The sequence below is a fragment of the Saccharopolyspora sp. NPDC050389 genome (genome assembly GCF_040655595.1).
GTDB lineage: Bacteria > Actinomycetota > Actinomycetes > Mycobacteriales > Pseudonocardiaceae > Saccharopolyspora.
On the sequence record NZ_JBFAKG010000053.1, the window covers coordinates 43,666 to 59,447 of the forward strand.

14 protein-coding genes and 1 pseudogene are annotated in these 15,782 nt (G+C 69.9%); 10 read left to right on the forward strand and 5 right to left on the reverse strand.

Features of this window, described 5'->3' with window-relative positions:
* Positions 1–12: 12 nt before the first annotated feature.
* Complete coding sequence (tkt, locus tag AB0I53_RS30100; RefSeq protein ID WP_358610248.1) at positions 13–2,109, reverse strand: transketolase; 2,097 nt, start codon at positions 2,107–2,109, stop codon at positions 13–15.
* Between the two features lie 493 nt (positions 2,110–2,602).
* On the opposite strand from tkt, the gene AB0I53_RS30105 reads away from it, so the two are divergent.
* Positions 2,603–3,538 (forward strand): heme o synthase, encoded by a 936-nt coding sequence (locus AB0I53_RS30105; protein ID WP_358610251.1) that lies wholly within the window; start codon positions 2,603–2,605, stop codon positions 3,536–3,538.
* A 283-nt stretch (positions 3,539–3,821) separates the two neighbouring features.
* Here the strand turns inward: AB0I53_RS30105 and AB0I53_RS30110 are convergent, their stop codons facing one another.
* Positions 3,822–4,790 (reverse strand): quinone oxidoreductase, encoded by a 969-nt coding sequence (locus AB0I53_RS30110; protein WP_358610254.1) that lies wholly within the window; start codon positions 4,788–4,790, stop codon positions 3,822–3,824.
* 307 nt (positions 4,791–5,097) lie between these two features.
* Here AB0I53_RS30110 and AB0I53_RS30115 point away from each other — a divergent pair, with 307 nt between their 5' ends.
* Positions 5,098–5,418: a hypothetical protein gene (locus AB0I53_RS30115; RefSeq protein WP_358610257.1), complete on the forward strand. Its 321-nt coding sequence runs from the start codon at positions 5,098–5,100 to the stop codon at positions 5,416–5,418.
* Positions 5,419–5,450: 32 nt separating this feature from the next.
* Positions 5,451–5,783 (forward strand): annotated as a pseudogene (locus AB0I53_RS30120) (GyrI-like domain-containing protein); the annotation flags it as partial.
* Here the strand turns inward: AB0I53_RS30120 and AB0I53_RS30125 are convergent.
* A complete protein-coding gene (locus AB0I53_RS30125) occupies positions 5,764–6,195 on the reverse strand; it encodes a DUF4158 domain-containing protein (protein ID WP_358610260.1) in 432 nt (143 codons plus the stop codon). The pseudogene AB0I53_RS30120 and the gene AB0I53_RS30125 overlap by 20 nt on opposite strands.
* A 95-nt stretch (positions 6,196–6,290) precedes the next feature.
* Positions 6,291–6,833 carry a winged helix-turn-helix domain-containing protein gene (locus tag AB0I53_RS30130; RefSeq protein ID WP_358610263.1) on the reverse strand — a complete coding sequence of 181 codons (543 nt, stop codon included), beginning with the start codon at positions 6,831–6,833 and terminating at the stop codon, positions 6,291–6,293.
* Between the two features lie 15 nt (positions 6,834–6,848).
* Here AB0I53_RS30130 and AB0I53_RS30135 point away from each other — a divergent pair, with 15 nt between their 5' ends.
* From AB0I53_RS30135 to AB0I53_RS30165, 7 genes are all read left to right on the forward strand, one after another.
* Positions 6,849–8,243 carry a M20/M25/M40 family metallo-hydrolase gene (locus AB0I53_RS30135; protein ID WP_358610266.1) on the forward strand — a complete coding sequence of 465 codons (1,395 nt, stop codon included), beginning with the start codon at positions 6,849–6,851 and terminating at the stop codon, positions 8,241–8,243.
* Positions 8,240–9,526: an MFS transporter gene (locus tag AB0I53_RS30140; RefSeq protein ID WP_358610268.1), complete on the forward strand. Its 1,287-nt coding sequence runs from the start codon at positions 8,240–8,242 to the stop codon at positions 9,524–9,526. The genes AB0I53_RS30135 and AB0I53_RS30140 overlap by 4 nt, the downstream gene beginning before the upstream one ends.
* 1,006 nt (positions 9,527–10,532) lie before the next feature.
* Positions 10,533–11,027 carry a transcriptional regulator gene (locus AB0I53_RS30145; protein WP_358610270.1) on the forward strand — a complete coding sequence of 165 codons (495 nt, stop codon included), beginning with the start codon at positions 10,533–10,535 and terminating at the stop codon, positions 11,025–11,027.
* Between the two features lie 109 nt (positions 11,028–11,136).
* A complete protein-coding gene (locus tag AB0I53_RS30150; RefSeq protein WP_358610273.1) occupies positions 11,137–12,039 on the forward strand; it encodes an ABC transporter ATP-binding protein in 903 nt (300 codons plus the stop codon).
* A gap of 1 nt (position 12,040) precedes the next feature.
* The gene (locus AB0I53_RS30155; protein WP_358610276.1) at positions 12,041–12,799 is read left to right on the forward strand and encodes an ABC transporter permease; all 759 of its coding nucleotides are present in this window, start codon (positions 12,041–12,043) and stop codon (positions 12,797–12,799) included.
* An 8-nt stretch (positions 12,800–12,807) separates the two neighbouring features.
* Positions 12,808–14,046: a sensor histidine kinase gene (locus tag AB0I53_RS30160; protein WP_358610279.1), complete on the forward strand. Its 1,239-nt coding sequence runs from the start codon at positions 12,808–12,810 to the stop codon at positions 14,044–14,046.
* Positions 14,039–14,671: a response regulator transcription factor gene (locus tag AB0I53_RS30165; protein ID WP_358610281.1), complete on the forward strand. Its 633-nt coding sequence runs from the start codon at positions 14,039–14,041 to the stop codon at positions 14,669–14,671. Before AB0I53_RS30160 ends, AB0I53_RS30165 begins: the two co-directional genes overlap by 8 nt.
* Positions 14,672–14,766: 95 nt before the next feature.
* Here AB0I53_RS30165 and AB0I53_RS30170 read toward each other — a convergent pair whose 3' ends face one another.
* Entirely contained in the window at positions 14,767–15,756 is a 990-nt protein-coding gene (locus tag AB0I53_RS30170; RefSeq protein ID WP_358610283.1) for a LacI family DNA-binding transcriptional regulator, read from the reverse strand.
* Positions 15,757–15,782: the final 26 nt, after the last annotated feature.

The following is a 15,782-nucleotide window of genomic DNA, read 5'->3' on the forward strand; positions in this document are numbered from 1 at the left end:
GAATTCCTCCGCTCACGCCTGCTCGGCGTTGCTCAGGCTGCGCCGGGCCGCCGCGACAACGGCGTCGACGGTGATGCCGAACTCGTTGTAAAGGGTCTTGTAGTCGGCCGAGGCGCCGAAGTGCTCGATGGACACCGACTCGCCGGCGTCCTTGACGAACCGGTACCACGGCAGCGCGATGCCGGCCTCGACCGAGACGCGGGCCTTGACCGCCTTCGGCAGGACCTGCTCGCGGTAGGCCTCGTCCTGAGCGTCGAACCACTCCACGCACGGCATGGACACCACGCGGGTGGCAACGCCATCGGCCTCCAGGATCTTCCTGGCCTCGACGGCCAGCTGGACCTCGGAGCCGGTGCCGATCAGGATCAGCTCGGGCTTGCCGTTGCCGGCCTCGGCCAGCACGTAGCCGCCCTTGGCGACGCCGTCGGCGTCCACGCCCTCCAGCGTCGGCACGCCCTGGCGGGTCAGCGCCAGCCCGGCCGGGCCGCTCGTGTCCTCCAGGATCGCCTTCCACGAGGCCGCGGTCTCGTTGGCGTCCGCCGGGCGGACCACCGAGAAGCCGGGGATCGCGCGCAGCGAGGCGACGTGCTCGATCGGCTGGTGCGTCGGGCCGTCCTCGCCGAGACCGATCGAGTCGTGCGTCCACACGAAGATGACCGGGGTCTTCATCAGCGCGGCCAGTCGGACCGCCGGGCGCATGTAGTCGCTGAACACCAGGAAGGTGCCGCCGTAGGGGCGGGTGCCGCCGTGCAGCGCGATGCCGTTGAGGATCGCGCCCATCGCGTGCTCGCGGATGCCGAAGTGCAGCGTCCGGCCGTACGGGTTGGCGTTCCAGGTGCTGGTGGAGATCGACTCGGGACCGAACGAGTCGGCGCCCTTCATCGTGGTGTTGTTGCTCTCCGCCAGGTCGGCCGAGCCGCCCCACAGCTCGGGCAGCACGTCGGCCAGCGCGTTGAGGACCTCACCGGAGGCCTTGCGGGTGGCGACGCCCTTGCCGTCGGCCTCCCAGGTCGGGAGCTTCTCCTGCCAGCCGGCGGGCAGCTCGCGGGTGCTCAGCCGGTCCAGCAGCGCCTTGCGCTCCGGGTTGGCCGCCGCCCACTTGTCGAAGGAGACCTGCCACTCGGCGCGGGCGGCCTTGCCGCGGGCCACGACCTCGCGGGCGTGGGTCAGCACGTCGGCGTCGACCTGGAAGGACTGCTCCGGGTCGAGGCCCAGCGCCTGCTTGACCCCGGCGACCTCGTCGGCACCCAGCGCGGCGCCGTGCGCCTTGCCGGTGTTCATCTTGGTCGGGGCCGGGTAGCCGATCACCGTGCGCAGCACGATCAGCGTCGGGCGGGCGGTCTCGGCCTTGGCCGACTCGATGGCCTCCAGCAGGCCCTTGACGTCCTCGCCGCCGTGCACCACCAGGACCTGCCAGCCGTAGGACTCGTACCGCTTGGCGGTGTCCTCGGACAGCGCGATGCGGGTGTCGTCCTCGATGGAGATCTCGTTGGCGTCGTAGATCACCGTGAGGTTGCCCAGCTGCTGGGTACCGGCCAGCGACGACGCCTCGGAGGTGATGCCCTCCTCGATGTCGCCGTCGGAGGCGATCACGTAGATGTGGTGGTCGAACGGGCTCTCGCCCGCGCCGGCGGCCGGGTCGTACAGGCCGCGCTCGCGGCGGGCGGCCATCGCCATCCCGACCGCGGTGGCCAGGCCCTGGCCCAGCGGACCGGTGGTGGTCTCAACGCCGTCGGTGTGCCCGTACTCCGGGTGACCCGGCGTCTTCGAGCCCCACTTGCGCAGCGACTTCAGGTCGTCCAGCTCCAAGCCGTAGCCGGCCAGGAACAGCTGCACGTACAGCGTCAGGCTCGAGTGCCCCGCCGACAGCACGAACCGGTCGCGGCCGATCCAGTTCGGGTCGCTGGGGTCGTGCCGCATGACGCGCTGGAACAGCGCGTAGGCGGCGGGCGCCAGGCTCATCGCGGTGCCCGGGTGGCCGCTGCCGCAGTTCTCCACCGCGTCGGCGGCCAGCACGCGGGCGGTGTCCACCGCGCGCTGGTCCAGCTCGGTCCAGTCTTCGGGCAGGTGCTTGGTGGTCAAGCGGGCAAGGTCGTCGGTGACGGACACGGACGCAGCTCCAAGTTTCCTTCGGCGGTTTTCCTATATGACGGCGAATGCGGTGCTGGACCGATTCGAACCGCGGTTATCCCTCGTCCGACGGGCAGCCTAGTCGTGTCCGATCAGCCACGTGCCGACCCGTCTGCATTGATGTCCGCCGCTCATGGGGAGCGGGGACGGCCGGCGCCCGACACTGCGCCTGGGAGACCACGGTTGCGCCATCCGGGTGATGCCGGAGACTCGGCTGCCGCCTGCCCGTGCCCTGCGGTTTCGCGCTGAAGGGCGACCCGTTCCCGGTCGCGGCGGGAACACGGCCAGGATACCGGGGAAGGGGCGTGACCAGGGCCACCGGTCCGTTCGCGGGGCTTCAGGCGCGACCCGCGCAAGGGCGACTTCAGTAGCGCGCCTACTATTCGTGGTCGGTCCATTTCCGGCGTGCCCGGGTTGGTCCAGGTCGTCCGAATCGCCTTAGGAGTGCCATGCCGTCGGTGAGCGCAGCGTCGTGACCACCGTCGTCGACGCCCCCGGGACACGGCGCGCTCGGCGGCCCGCTGAGCTGCTGAAAGCCTATGCCGGGCTGATCAAGCCGCGGGTCATCGAGCTGCTGCTGGTGACCACGATCCCGGCGATGCTGCTGGCCGCGCGGGGCATCCCGTCGCCGTGGCTGGTGCTCGCCACGCTGATCGGCGGCACCATGGCGGCGGGCAGCGCGAACGCGCTGAACTGCGTCGCCGACGCCGATATTGATCAGGTGATGAAGCGCACGCGGGCGCGCCCGCTGGTGCGGCACACGGTGTCCAACCGGCACGCGCTGGTCTTCGGGATCGTGCTCGGCGTGGCGTCCTTCGGCTGGTTGTGGGCGACGGCGAACCTGCTGGCCGCGTCGATGGCCGTCGGCACCATCCTGTTCTACGTCTTCGTCTACACGCTGGTGCTCAAGCGGCGCACCGCGCAGAACATCGTCTGGGGCGGCGCCGCGGGCTGCATGCCGGTGGTGATCGGCTGGGCCGGGGTGACCGGCCGGGTGGACTGGCCGGCGCTGGTGATGTTCGGCGTGATCTTCTTCTGGACGCCGCCGCACACCTGGTCGCTGGCGATGAAGTACAAGGACGACTACGAGCGCGCCGGCGTCCCGATGCTGCCGGTGGTGGCCGAGCCCACGTACGTGTCGCGGCAGATCGTGATCTACACCTGGCTGATGGTGGTGTGGACGCTGCTGCTGGTCCCGGCGACCGGCTGGCTCTACGCGGCGTTCGCGGCCCTGGCGGGCGCGTGGTTCATCCTCCTGGCGCACCGGCTGCACGCCGCGACCAAGCGCGGCGAGAAGACCAAGCCGATGAAGCTGTTCCACATGTCGAACACGTACCTGATGATCGTGTGCGTGGCGCTGGCGGTGGATTCCGCGCTGAGCCTCCCGGTCCTGGGCTGGCCCTTCTGACCAACGCTCGTGCGTACTTTGGACCGCTATAGCGATCCAAAGTACGCACGAGCGTTTTGTCTTTTTCTTTGAAGCGGCGCAGCCGCTTAGCCCACCCACGTAGCTTGCACCGCCGCGGGTTCTCAGACGGTGCCCACCCCGCCGGGGTTCTTGGCGAGGACAGCCCGATGCCGCGTATTGGTCATACGCAAGTCGGGGATCCCACAGTCCAGACGGCGGCCGTAACTCCCGCAGGGGGGCCGCTACCCGCACCGTCACGCAAAACGAGCCTGGAAATGGGTTTTCAGGGCAGCAGGAGGAGTTTTCCGGTGGTTCGGCGGCCTTCCAGGTCTTCGTGCGCCCGGCGGGCGTCCGGCAGCGGGTAGGTGCCGCCGATGCGGATCTTCAGGGTGCCGCCGGCGATCCAGCCGAACAGCTCCTCGGCCCGCCAGTCCAGTTCCTCGCGGGTCAGGATGTGGTGCGCCAGGCTCGGGCGGGTCAGGAACACCGAGCCCGCCGCGTTCAGCCGCTGCGGGTCCACCGGCGGCACCGGGCCGCTGGACGCGCCGAACAGCGCCAGCATGCCGCGCGGCCGCAGGCTGGCCAGGCTCGCGTCAAAGGTGGTCTTGCCGACGCCGTCGTAGACCACGTCCACGCCGCGCCCGTCGGTGAGGTCCGAGACCTCCTGGGCCACGTCCTCCTCGGTGTAGCGGATGATCTCGTCGGCGCCCGCCTCCCGCGCCAGCTCCTCCTTCTCCGCCGTGGACACGGTGCCGATCACGTTCGCGCCGCGCGACTTGATCAGCTGGGTCAGCAGCAGGCCCATGCCGCCGGCCGCGGCGTGCACCAGGGCGGTCTCGCCGGTGCGCACCGGGTAGGTCGAGGTGATCAGGTAGTGCGCGGTCAGCCCCTGCAGGAGGGCCGCGGCCGCGGTCCGGTCGTCCACGCCGTCCGGCACCCGCACCGCCTTGTCGGCGGGCACCAGCGCCCGCTCGGCGTAGCTGCCCGGGGCCATCGCCCAGGCGACCCGGTCGCCGACGTCGAAGCCCGTCACGTCGGGGCCGACCGCGACGACCTTGCCCGCGCCCTCCGAGCCGGGCGTGAACGGCAGCTTCATCGAGTAGATCCCGCTGCGCTGGTAGGTGTCGATGAAGTTGACCCCGGCCGCGGCCACCTCGACCAGCAGCTGGCCGGGCTGCGGGTCGGACAGCTCGGCTTCGCTGTACTCCAGGACCTCCGGTCCGCCGTTGGCCGCCACCCGAATCGCACGCATGCTCGCTCCTTCGCCTGTCGTCGTTCGACGGGTGCAACCCCGCACGCCAGGCCGATCTTCCCATTGGAAGCTGTTTCCAAACTCGGGCTGTTCTCGCCAGACGACATCTGAGTACCCGCGGCGGTGCCGATTGCGCGGGTGGGCAAGCGGCTGCGCCGCTTCAAAGAAGATCAAAGCGCCTGCCGCGCAGAACACCCGACAGCCGAAATCATCCCCGGCGGACGGCGTGCCGCCCGTCGATCGCGCGCGGGTGTCGTGCGCAACGTGGCCGCCCGCCCGGGGGTGAAACGTGTTTAGGATTCGGGGCATGACGGCTGCTGAGAAGGACACCGAACAGACCACCGCACCGTCGCCGAAGGCGATCGCCACGGCCAAGGCGTTCGTCGACGCGCACGGCGGGTCCGCGCGCGCGGTGGTGGAGAACCTGGGGCGGGCCGGTGCCCGGATCGTGCTGGTCGGCGAGGACGGGCTGCTCGGCGACGTGATGGTGCCCGACGTGGCGGTGGGGGAGGCCCTCGTCGAGGCCGTCGAGGGGCTGACGCCGCACGAGTGGGACGGCGAGACGGTCGCGGCGCTGAAGATCGGCCCCGCGCACCGGCGGAAGATGGCCGGCCCGCGCGCCCGGTGACGCCACTCGCCCGGCGCTAAGAAGTGGTTCCAGACTGGACGCTGATGATCATGGTCCCCGATTGGGTCGACCAGGACATGTTCGCCGACGCCATCGAACAGATCGCGGCCAAGGATCGCCCGCTGCGCCTCCACGAGGTTCGCCTGGGCGCGCTGTCCGAGGGCCGCTGCGTGCAGACACTGCATGTCGGCTCCTACGAAGACGAGGCCGAAGTGCTGGCACGGATGCACCACGAGTTCATCCCGGACAACGGGCTCCGAATGGTCGGCAAGCACCACGAGATCTACCTCAGCGACTTCCGCAAGGTCGCGCCCGAGAGGCTCCGCACCATCCTCAGACAGCCGGTCAGCGCGTCAGTCTCCTGACGCGTGTCCACGGCGGCCACGACATTCGATCACCACGAACAGGGTGCTCGCCCGGCCGGGCGGCGCTTGATCGCGATCGTTGATGCTCTTTGCCGCCCCCGGGATGTCCCGGCACACGAAACCCCAGATGAGTACGGATCTCTGCGCGATGCCGCTTGATCGTGCGGCCGGTCCACTCGTACAGCCCCAACGAGACCGCGTCGACACCCACCTGCTTCGCGACGTACCCCACCGCGTCCGGATGCAACTCGGCCCGGCCGCGCGGGAACCGACCGAACCGGCCATCGAACTTCAGCGGCAACGCGAACCCAAGCCGGGTATCCCGATGCTTGGCCGCGACCAGATCCTGCTCGGCACTAACCACGGTCCAGTGCTCGACCAGATCCCCAAGATTCAACGAAGGGCGATTCACAGCCGCAGATCATCCGGCGCTCACCGCACCGGCAACACCCCCAAAGCTAGATCAACCTGTCGCGGCGGGCCCCGCCCCGGAAGGCTCGCGGAGTCCTACGACCTGCTTCCGTGCTCGGTCGCGTTCCACAGGATCGATACTGGCGTGCCATCCGGCGTGGATCGATTCTGGAATTCGTCGAGGAGGGCGTCGATCCGCTGGTCGAGTTCAGCGCGCGCTTCGGCGTCGAGGTGCACAATCGCGCGTCGGGTGTGCTGGCTGGCCGCCGGGCTGTTCTCGGCGATTTCAGCTCGGTGGGCATCGACGATAGCCAGGTCGATCTGACCGGCCAGGTGGTCCGCATCTGTACCGAGGTCGAGTCGCCAGGTTTCACCGGTGGCACGGTAGGGGCGTTCCCATGCTCCGTGTTCGCCCTGACGGGGTGGGTCGACGGCGAGGAAGCCGGTTTCGGTGAGGGCTCGCACCCGGCGCAGCAGTGTGGCCGGCGAGATGCCGAGGCGCTGTGCGAGTTGCTGGTTGGTCTGCGGCCTCTCCAAGCAGAGGCGCAGAATGCGCCAGCTCAGCGGGTGCGTCAGGGCACGCAGGTCTTGCGGGGTTGCCCGCCTGCGCGGTTCCGGTTCAGGCATTGACGACATCATAACCGATATGCATGATTGCGATCGATTGCAATATGTGAAATCGATGGTGAGGGCGGTGGCATGGATCCGATCGAGGGCATCGAGGACTACGTGGCGCGCAACCGGGCGCGGCACGAACAGGAGCTGGCCCGCTGGGTCGGGATGCCGAGCGTCAGTGCCACCGGGGAGGGCATGCCGGAGGCGGCCGAGCACGCCAAGGGATTGCTGGCCGCGAGCGGCCTCGCGCCGCGGCTGGTCGAGACGGGCGGGTGGCCGCTGGTGGTGGGTCACGCGCCGGGCCCCGAGGGCAGCCCGCACGCGGTGATCTACGGGCACTACGACGTGCAGCCCGCCGGACCGCTCGAGCAGTGGAACAGCCCGCCGTTCGAGGCCGCGATCCGTGATGGCCGGATCTACGGGCGCGGCACGGGCGACAACAAGGGGCAGCATTTCGCGCAGCTGCTCGCCGTGCGGGCGCTGCGCGCGAGCGAGGAGGGGCTGCCCTGCTCGGTGACGGTGCTGCTCGACGGTGAGGAGGAAATCGGCAGTCCGCACCTCGCGGCCACGCTCGCGGAGATGCGCGCGGAACTCGACGCGGACGTCGCGGTGTTCAGCGACGGGCCGGTTCACGACAGCTACGAGCCGACGGTATCGCTCGGCGTGCGCGGTGCGGTGAGCTTCGAGATCACCGTCCGGGGCGCGGATACCGCGTTGCATTCGGGTAACTGGGGCAACGTCGCGGCCAACCCGGCGTGGGAGCTGGTGTGGCTGCTATCAACGATGCGGGCATCCGATGGGCGCATCCTCGTCGAGGGCTACGACGTTGCCACCACGTTGACCGCGGCCGAGCGGGCGGCACTTGGCGCACTGCCCGTGGCCCTGCAGGAGCTACTCGCCGGGGTCGGGCTCGACCGCATGGACGCGTGCGGCGATGCCGGGGTCAACGAACGGCTGGCGCTGCCCACCTTCACCATCAACTCGCTCACATGCCTGGACAATCAGGAGCACCGGTCGGTGATCCCGTCGGTCGCGATCGCCCGTTGTGACATGCGGCTCGCCTGCGGCCAACGGACCGCCACGGTCGTCGACGCGGTCCGCAAGCACGTGGCCGACCGGCTTCCGCACGCCGAGGTCGCCTTCAAAGCCATGATGGAGCCCTCTCGTACCCTGCCGGACGCGCCCTACGCGCAGGCGGTGCTCGACGCGGTGAGCGCCACGGCGGACAAGCCGGCGCTGTTCGTGCCCGCGATGGGAGGCAGCCTGCCGATCGCAGGCATCACCGACGGGCTCGGACTGCCCTGTTACGGCATTCCGCTGGCCAACGTCGACGAGCGCAACCACGCTCCCAACGAGAACTTCGAACTCGCCCGGTTCCATGCCGGCATCGTGACCGCGGCCGCGGTCCTGCGCGGAATCGGTGGTGCAGCATGACCAGCAAGTGGCGGCCCGTGGCCGCAGCATCGGTCGGGAATGCGCTGGAATGGCTCAGCTTCACCGCATACACCCTGGTCGGCACCACCATCGCGAAAGAATTCTTTCCCAGCCAGGATGAGACAAGCTCACTGATACTGGCATTCGGCACCGTCGGACTGTCCTACATCGTCCGCCCGATCGGCGCGCTCGTGCTCGGCGCCTACGCCGACCGCGCGGGCCGGATGCCGGCGCTGATGATCTCCATCCGCATCATGGTTCTCGCCACGCTGATCATCACGTTCCTGCCCAGCTACAGCACGATCGGTATCGCCGCACCGATCGGCATGGTGCTCGCGATGTTGCTGCAGGGCTTCTCCGCCGGCGGAGAATTCGGCAGTGCCACGGGCTATCTCGTCGAGCAGAACGCCAGCCGGCGCGGCTTCATGGCCAGCTGGCAGGGCGCCAGCCAGGCCTTCGCCACAGTTCTGGCCACCCTGCTGCTCGCGATCACCAGCAGCACCCTGACCGACGCGCAGTTCGAGGCGTGGGGCTGGCGAGTTCCGTTCGCGTTCGGTCTGCTGCTCGGCCCCGTCGGCTACTACATCCGCAAGAACCTCAGCGAGACACCGGAGTTCAGCCAGGCGCGCCGCACCACCGAGCTGAAGCATCCGGTGGCACAGACACTGCGCTCGCAGAAGACCAGGATCGCGCTCTCCATCGGGATCCTCGCGGTGTCCACCGCCTACTCCTATCTGATCACCTACATGCCGACGTACGCCATTCGGCAATACCATCTGCCCGCGTCGACCAGCTTCGCCGCTGTCGTGATCACCTCCTCCATCATGGTGCTGATCGCTCCGCTCGCCGGCCACGTCTCCGACATCGTCGGCCGCACCAAGATGCTCACAATCGCGGCGGTGGGCATCGCCGTCACCAGCATCCCACTGTTCCTGCTCTTCCAAGCCGCGCCGAGTTTCGCCACCATGGCCATCGTCATGACGCTGATGGGGCTGATCAAACCCTGGTACACCGGCCCCCTCAGCGCCCGCATGGCCGAACTCTTCCCGACCGCGACCCGAGGAACCGGCCTGTCCATCAGCTACAACGTGGGCGTCATCCTCTTCGGCGGCCTCACACCGGTCGCCGTCACCTGGCTGCTCGCCACCCTCGACACCCCCCTCGCACCGGCGTTCTGGCTTACCGCGCTCGCTGTACTCTCGCTCGTCGGCGCATTGGCCAGTCGCCGCTACATCCGGGCGAAAAGCCAGCCCAATCTGACAAGCGAGCACGAGAATGCGTGAAGGCATGTCCGGTTCGCGGGTCGTTCGAAGGAGTCCTGGCGACGAACAACCCCAAACCGGTCACCAAGCACCGCGGGCAACTAACCACCCGTCACCCCAGGGTGCACAACCCCGCAGGGGACGCCCGACGTTGGCCCGGGCCTGGGCGATGTTGGCCGCGACGTCACCCGGCCACTCGCCCCTGACGGAATCACGCCCTACCCAGCCACAACGGTGGTGATGCCCCAAATCAAGCAACGCGGCGAAGCCGTCGGCGTTGCGCTGCCCGCGGGTGCGGGGGTCCTTCTCCCCGTCGACTTCGGGGCTGGGCACGGCCAACGGCTCCATCGCCCGGCGGATCCCGCATTCGGACACCCATCCGCACGCCTTCAAAGCCGTTTGATCAGGTGAAAACGTCCACGAAAGCCACGAAAAACCCACCCCACAACGACGAACCATCCACAACACGCCGCTTCGACATGTTCATCGGCTCTGTACCGGTCGTATCGGTCCTGGCGGTGTGCGGTGGTCACCGGCTGCGGTACCTCCCCGCCCGCCAAAGCCCCCAGACCCCGTCGAGCCGCGGACTCGACGTCCTCCGCAACATCCGCGTCCTGCTCGACAACGTCCGCACGCCGCCCGCGCCCCCGCCGCCAGAACCAAATCCCCACCCCGACGACCACCACGAGCACCCAGCTCCTCCGCCCCAGCATCTCCTCGACGTACTTCGCCGAAGCCCCGGCAGCCCACCCGATGCTCACGTGCGTCACGGACCAGGCGATGGCCCCCACCAGTGACGACACGCCAAACATGATCAACATCTCGTGACGCTACGCGCCCGCCCAGTTGCCCAACAGCCTCTGAGAACCCGCGGCGGTGCGAGCTGCGTCCCTCATCGCATGCGGCTGACGCCGCATCCTGAAAGAACCGCTGACGTCCCGCGACACACCGGTGATCGCTGCTGGCCAAAATCTTCGCTGTGGTCTATTTTTTCAGCGATGACTAAAGTCGATCACTTGGAGTCGTCGTGTCCGACTACTTGCAGCGCAACGACCGGCCCGCCATGTCGGAGTGGATCGAACAGATGGCGGCGCACTTCGAGGCCAGCGAGGGCATGCCGCTGATCGCCGGCCGCATCCTGGCGTTCCTGCTGGTCTGCGACCCGCCGGAGCGGACCGCCGCGGAGCTGTCCCACGCGCTGGCCGCGAGCACCGGCTCGATCAGCACCAACGTGCGGCTGCTGATGCGGCTCGGGGTGATCTCCAAGACCACGCGGCAGGGCCGCGAAGCGGCGCTGTACCAGGTGGAGGAGGACCGCTGGCCGGCGCTGGTGCGCCAGCGCATGGAGCGGGTGACCGCGCTCGAAGAGCTCACCGCGCAAGGACTGCGGATGTTCAGCGGCCAGGGCGAGCGGGCCCGCCGCCTGCGCACGGTGAACGAGTTCTACCAGTGGTTGTCCGGCGAGATGCCGGAGCTCTGGCGCCGCTGGGAGCGCGAGGGCAAGCCCAGGCTGCGCTTCTGACCGCCGCGCCGCCGGGGCTCGGGGGATGGCGGCATCGGCCGATCGGCTGATGCCGGTTCGAGCGAGCCGGTCGATGTCCGGCGGTGCGCCGTCCCGGGAGACTCGCGGCATGGCGATCATCGAGGTCGACGGGCTGCGCAAGTCCTACGGGGGAAGACCCGTCGTGGACGGCGTGGACTTCACGGTCGAAGCGGGCGAGATCTTCGGGATCCTCGGCCCCAACGGCGCGGGCAAGACCACCACCGTCGAATGCATCGAAGGCCTGCGGACGCCCGATGCGGGGACGGTGCGGGTCGCCGGGCTCGACCCGGCGGCCGACCGCGACCGGCTCACCCGGATCCTGGGTGCGCAGCTGCAGGAATCCCAGCTGCAACCCAAGATCACCGTCCGCGAGGCGCTGGAACTCTACGCCGCTTTCTACCCGCGACCCGCGGACTGGCGGGGCCTCGCGGAGCGGCTCGGGATCACCGCGCAGCTGAAGACCCGCTTCGGCGCGCTCTCCGGCGGCCAGCAGCAGCGGCTGTTCATCGCGCTGGCCCTGATCGGCAATCCCGAGATCGTGGTGCTCGACGAGCTCACCACCGGCCTGGACCCGCGGGCCCGCCGGGACACCTGGCGGCTGATCGAGGAGGTGCGCGCGGACGGCGTGACCGTCGTGCTGGTCACCCACTTCATGGAGGAGGCCCAGCGGCTGTGCGACCGGGTCGCGGTGATCGACCGCGGCCGGGTGGCGGCCATCGACGCCCCGGCCGGGCTCATCAGCCGGTCCGCCGCGTCGACCGTCATCTCCTTCGTTCCCCCGGGGCGACTCGACGAGGCAGAGCTGGCGGCGCTGCCGGACGTGGCGTCGGTGCGGCGCGAGGGCGATCGGCTGGCCATCAGCGGCACCGACGAGACGGTCAACGCGGTGCTCTCGCTGCTGGCCAGGCAGGGCGTCACCGCCCGCGAGCTGCGCGTCACCGACACGACGCTGGACGAGGCCTTCCTCGACCTGACCGGGAAGGAGGCCTGACATGGCGGCATCGGCATCCGTCGCGGTGCTCAAGGCCGAGGCCCGGTTGTTCGCCCGCGAGCCGGGGAACCTGTTCTGGATCGTGCTCTCGCCCACCGTGCTGCTGACGATCCTCGGCCTGATCCCGGCGTTCCGGGAAGCCGATCCCGACCTCGGCGGCCGGCGCGTCATCGACCTCTACGTCCCGGTGGTGGTGCTGACGGCCATGATCATGGCCGGTGTCCAGGCCATGCCGCCGGTGCTCTCCGGCTACCGGGAGCGCGGCATCCTCCGCCGCATGTCGACCACACCGGTGCGGCCGAACGCGCTGCTGGCCGCGCAGATCGGCCTGCACGGTGCCGCCGTGCTGTGCTCGGCGGTGCTGGCGATCACCGTCGGCCGCGTCGCCTTCGGCGTCGCGCTGCCCGACCGGTTCGCCGCCTACGCGTTGACCTTGTTCCTCGCCATGCTCAGCGCGCTCGCGCTGGGCGCGGCGCTGTCCGCCGTGGCGCGGAGTTCGAAGGCCGCGGCGGCGCTCGGTTCGGTAGCGTTCTTCTCGATGATGTTCACCGCTGGGGTGTGGATTCCGGTTCCGGTCATGCCGGAACTCCTGCAACGGATCGTCTCGTTCACGCCGCTGGGGGCGGCGTCGCTGGCGCTCGGCGAGGCGGCCGGGGGCAGCTGGCCGAACTGGCTGCACCTGGTGGTCCTGGTGGTGTGGATCAGGGTTCTCGTCGGTGCCGCCGTGCGCTGGTTCCGCTGGGAACAGCCGGGACGGTGAAGCGGGGCATGACGACGGTCGAGCAGCGGGAGGAGTGGTCCGTCCGCTGGGGTCCTTACGCGCTGCTGGGTGTCGCCACGCTGGTTTCGGCGTTCATGGCGGATGCGCTGATGACGAGTGCGGAGATCGAGGTCGCGGCCGCGCTGGTCCTGATGGCGCTCGTCTGGCAGCTGTGCTGGGAGCGCGTCCGGCCGAGCGCGCCCGGGCACGGGGTGCTCGGGCTGGTCTACTTCGCCGTGCGGTGGGTGCTCGCGTTCGTGCTCACCTGGCTGAACCCGTTCTTCGCGCTCTACGCGGTGGTCGGCTACTTCGACGCCGGGCGGCTGCTGCCGCCGCGCACGGTGCACGCCGGGTGGGTGGGCACCGCGCTCATCATGGCGGGCTCGCAGTCCGGCGGGCTGCCGCCGAAGAGCTCGCTGAACTGGTTCGCGTTCGTCGCGTTGTTCGCGGTCAACGTCGGGTTGGTGCTCCTTTTCGCGCGGCTGGAGGCGCAGCGGGACGAGAACGTCCGGGCCAGGGCGCTCACGATCGAAGAGCTTCAGCGGGCCAACGCCCAGTTGCGGCAGGCGCACGAGGAGAACGCGGGTCTGCACGCGCAGCTCTTGGTGCAGGCGAGGGAAGCCGGTGTCAGCGACGAACGCCGGCGGCTGGCGACCGAGATCCACGACACCATCGCGCAGAGCCTGGCGGGGATCGTCACGCAGCTGCAGGCGGCCGCGGACAGCGAGGACCCGGCGGTGGCTCGCGGCCACGTCGAGCGGGCCGCGGTCTTGGCGCGCCACGGTCTCGGCGAAGCTCGTCGGTCGGTGCAGGATCTCGGGCCCAGCGCGTTGGAGCACGACGCGCTGCCCGTGGCGCTGCACAAGACGGTCGAGGAATGGTCGGCCGCCGCCGGTGTGCGGGCCGAGTTCACCGTGACCGGCGACGTCGAGGCCCTGCACGAGGAGATCGAGGCGACCTTGCTGCGCATCGCCCAGGAGGCGCTGGCCAACGCGGGACGGCACGCCCGCGCGACCCGGGTCGGCGTGACCCTGTCGTACATGGATGACGAGGTGAGCGTCGACGTGCGCGACGACGGCCGCGGCTTCGATCCGCACCGCGTCGATGCCCGGGAGCGCGCGGGCGGCTTCGGGCTGGGTGGGATGCGCGCCCGCGCGGAGCGGGTGGCGGGGACCTTCGAGGTCGAGTCCGAGCCCGGTTGCGGGACGGCGGTTTCGGCGTGCGTACCTTTGGTGCGCCATGCCTGACCGCGCCATCACGCTGCTGATCGTCGACGACCATCCGGTCGTGCGCGACGGATTGCGCGGGATGTTCGATTCGGTGGCCGACATCGAGGTTCTCGGCGAGGCGTCGGACGGACCATCGGCCGTCGCGCTGGCCGCGGAGCTGGATCCCGACGTGGTCCTGATGGATCTGCGGATGCCCGGTGGCGGCGGGGTGGCGGCGATCGCCGAGCTGGTCCGGCGCGGTCAGCGCTGCAAGGTGCTCGTGCTGACCACTTACGACACGGATTCCGACACCCTCGCGGCGATCGAAGCCGGCGCCACCGGCTACCTGCTGAAGGACGCGATGCGCGATGAGCTGTTCGCCGCCGTTCGGGCGGCGGCCGCGGGCCGGACGGTGCTCTCGCCGGCCGTGGCCTCGCGGCTGGTGTCCCGGGTGCGGTCGCCCGGCGAACAGCCGTTGAGCGCGCGCGAGCGCGAGGTCCTGGGGCTGGTGGCCAAGGGCAGGTCGAACCGCGATATTGCCGCTGACCTGTTCGTCAGCGAGGCGACGGTCAAGACCCACCTCACCCACCTCTACGGCAAGTTGGGGGTCAACGACCGGGCCGCCGCGGTAGCCGCGGCCTACGACCGCGGCATCCTCGGCTGACCGGGGTCCGGCGACGGATCCTCGCGCGGTGAACGAGTTCTGCCGGCGGTCGTCCGGCGGGGAGCGCGAGGTGCGCTTCTGATTCCCGCGCGCTGCTAGGTCGATTCCCGGATGACGAGTTCGGGAACCAGCTCGCCGCTCGCCGCTTCTTCCTGCCGCGCGAGCAGGCGTTCCACCTCGTCGACCGCGAGGCTTCCCAGCCGCCGCTTGTCGATGTGCAGCGTGGTCAGGGGAGGCGTGATCAACTTGCCCAGCGCCAGGCCGTCGAAACCCAGCACCGCGCAGTCCTGTGGAACGCGCAGCCCTCGCGCGTGCAGGGCGCGCACGACCCCCACCGCGGTCAGGTCGTTGAACGCGAAGATCGCGGTCGAACCGGGTCGGCGGTCCAGCAGCCGGTGCGTCGCCCGCTCGGCGTCCGGGATGGACTGCTCGGCCTGTTCGATCGCGTCGGCGGGGAGTTCGATCCCGTTCTCCCCGAGGGCCTGCACGAAGGACCGCCGCCGCTGGTGGCGGTCGCAGCTGGTGGAGCAGTCGATCATGCCGAGGGTGCGGTGCCCGCGGTCCAGCAGATGCCGGACGCCGGCCCGCACGCCCGCGTCGACGTCCACGGTGACGGCACCGCGGCGCGGCGCCTCGTCCTCGGCGTCGAGCAGCACGACGGGGATGTCCACGTCCAGCTCGGCGGGCGTCCGGTCGAGGTGGTTGAAGTAGCCGACCAGGGCGTCCACCTCGGCGGCGAACGACCTGAGCAGGTCGGCCTCGTCGGCCGGTCCCGCGCTGCTGACGACGTTCACCTGCCAGCCGCGGGTCGCGGCCGAGTCGATCAGCCCGGCCATGACCTCGGGGAAGAAGGGATTGGTCAGGTCCGGGATGACCAGGCCGATCGTGCTCGGGCGCGGCTTGACCAGGGCCCGCGCGTGCCTGCTCGGCCGGTATCCGAGCCGCTCGGCGGCCGCGAGCACCCGGCGCTTGGTCTCCGGGTCGATGTCCGGCTTGTCGTTGATCGCGCGGGAAACGGTCTGGTACGACACCCGGGCGGCGCGCGCGACGTCCTTGATCGTGGGTCTGCGAACCGGGGCCGCCATCGGTCCATCTCACCACACCGGCGTTG

Excerpts from the sequence above, each read along its gene's own strand:
- AB0I53_RS30130 (WP_358610263.1), bottom strand. The coding sequence starts at position 6,833 with ATGATGTCGTCAATGCCTGAACCGGAACCGCGCAGGCGGGCAACCCCG.
- AB0I53_RS30170 (WP_358610283.1), bottom strand. The coding sequence starts at position 15,756 with ATGGCGGCCCCGGTTCGCAGACCCACGATCAAGGACGTCGCGCGCGCC.
- AB0I53_RS30110 (WP_358610254.1), bottom strand. The coding sequence starts at position 4,790 with ATGCGTGCGATTCGGGTGGCGGCCAACGGCGGACCGGAGGTCCTGGAG.
- AB0I53_RS30155 (WP_358610276.1), top strand. The coding sequence starts at position 12,041 with ATGGCGGCATCGGCATCCGTCGCGGTGCTCAAGGCCGAGGCCCGGTTG.
- AB0I53_RS30115 (WP_358610257.1), top strand. The coding sequence starts at position 5,098 with ATGACGGCTGCTGAGAAGGACACCGAACAGACCACCGCACCGTCGCCG.
- AB0I53_RS30165 (WP_358610281.1), top strand. The coding sequence starts at position 14,039 with ATGCCTGACCGCGCCATCACGCTGCTGATCGTCGACGACCATCCGGTC.
- AB0I53_RS30160 (WP_358610279.1), top strand. The coding sequence starts at position 12,808 with ATGACGACGGTCGAGCAGCGGGAGGAGTGGTCCGTCCGCTGGGGTCCT.
- AB0I53_RS30140 (WP_358610268.1), top strand. The coding sequence starts at position 8,240 with ATGACCAGCAAGTGGCGGCCCGTGGCCGCAGCATCGGTCGGGAATGCG.
- AB0I53_RS30150 (WP_358610273.1), top strand. The coding sequence starts at position 11,137 with ATGGCGATCATCGAGGTCGACGGGCTGCGCAAGTCCTACGGGGGAAGA.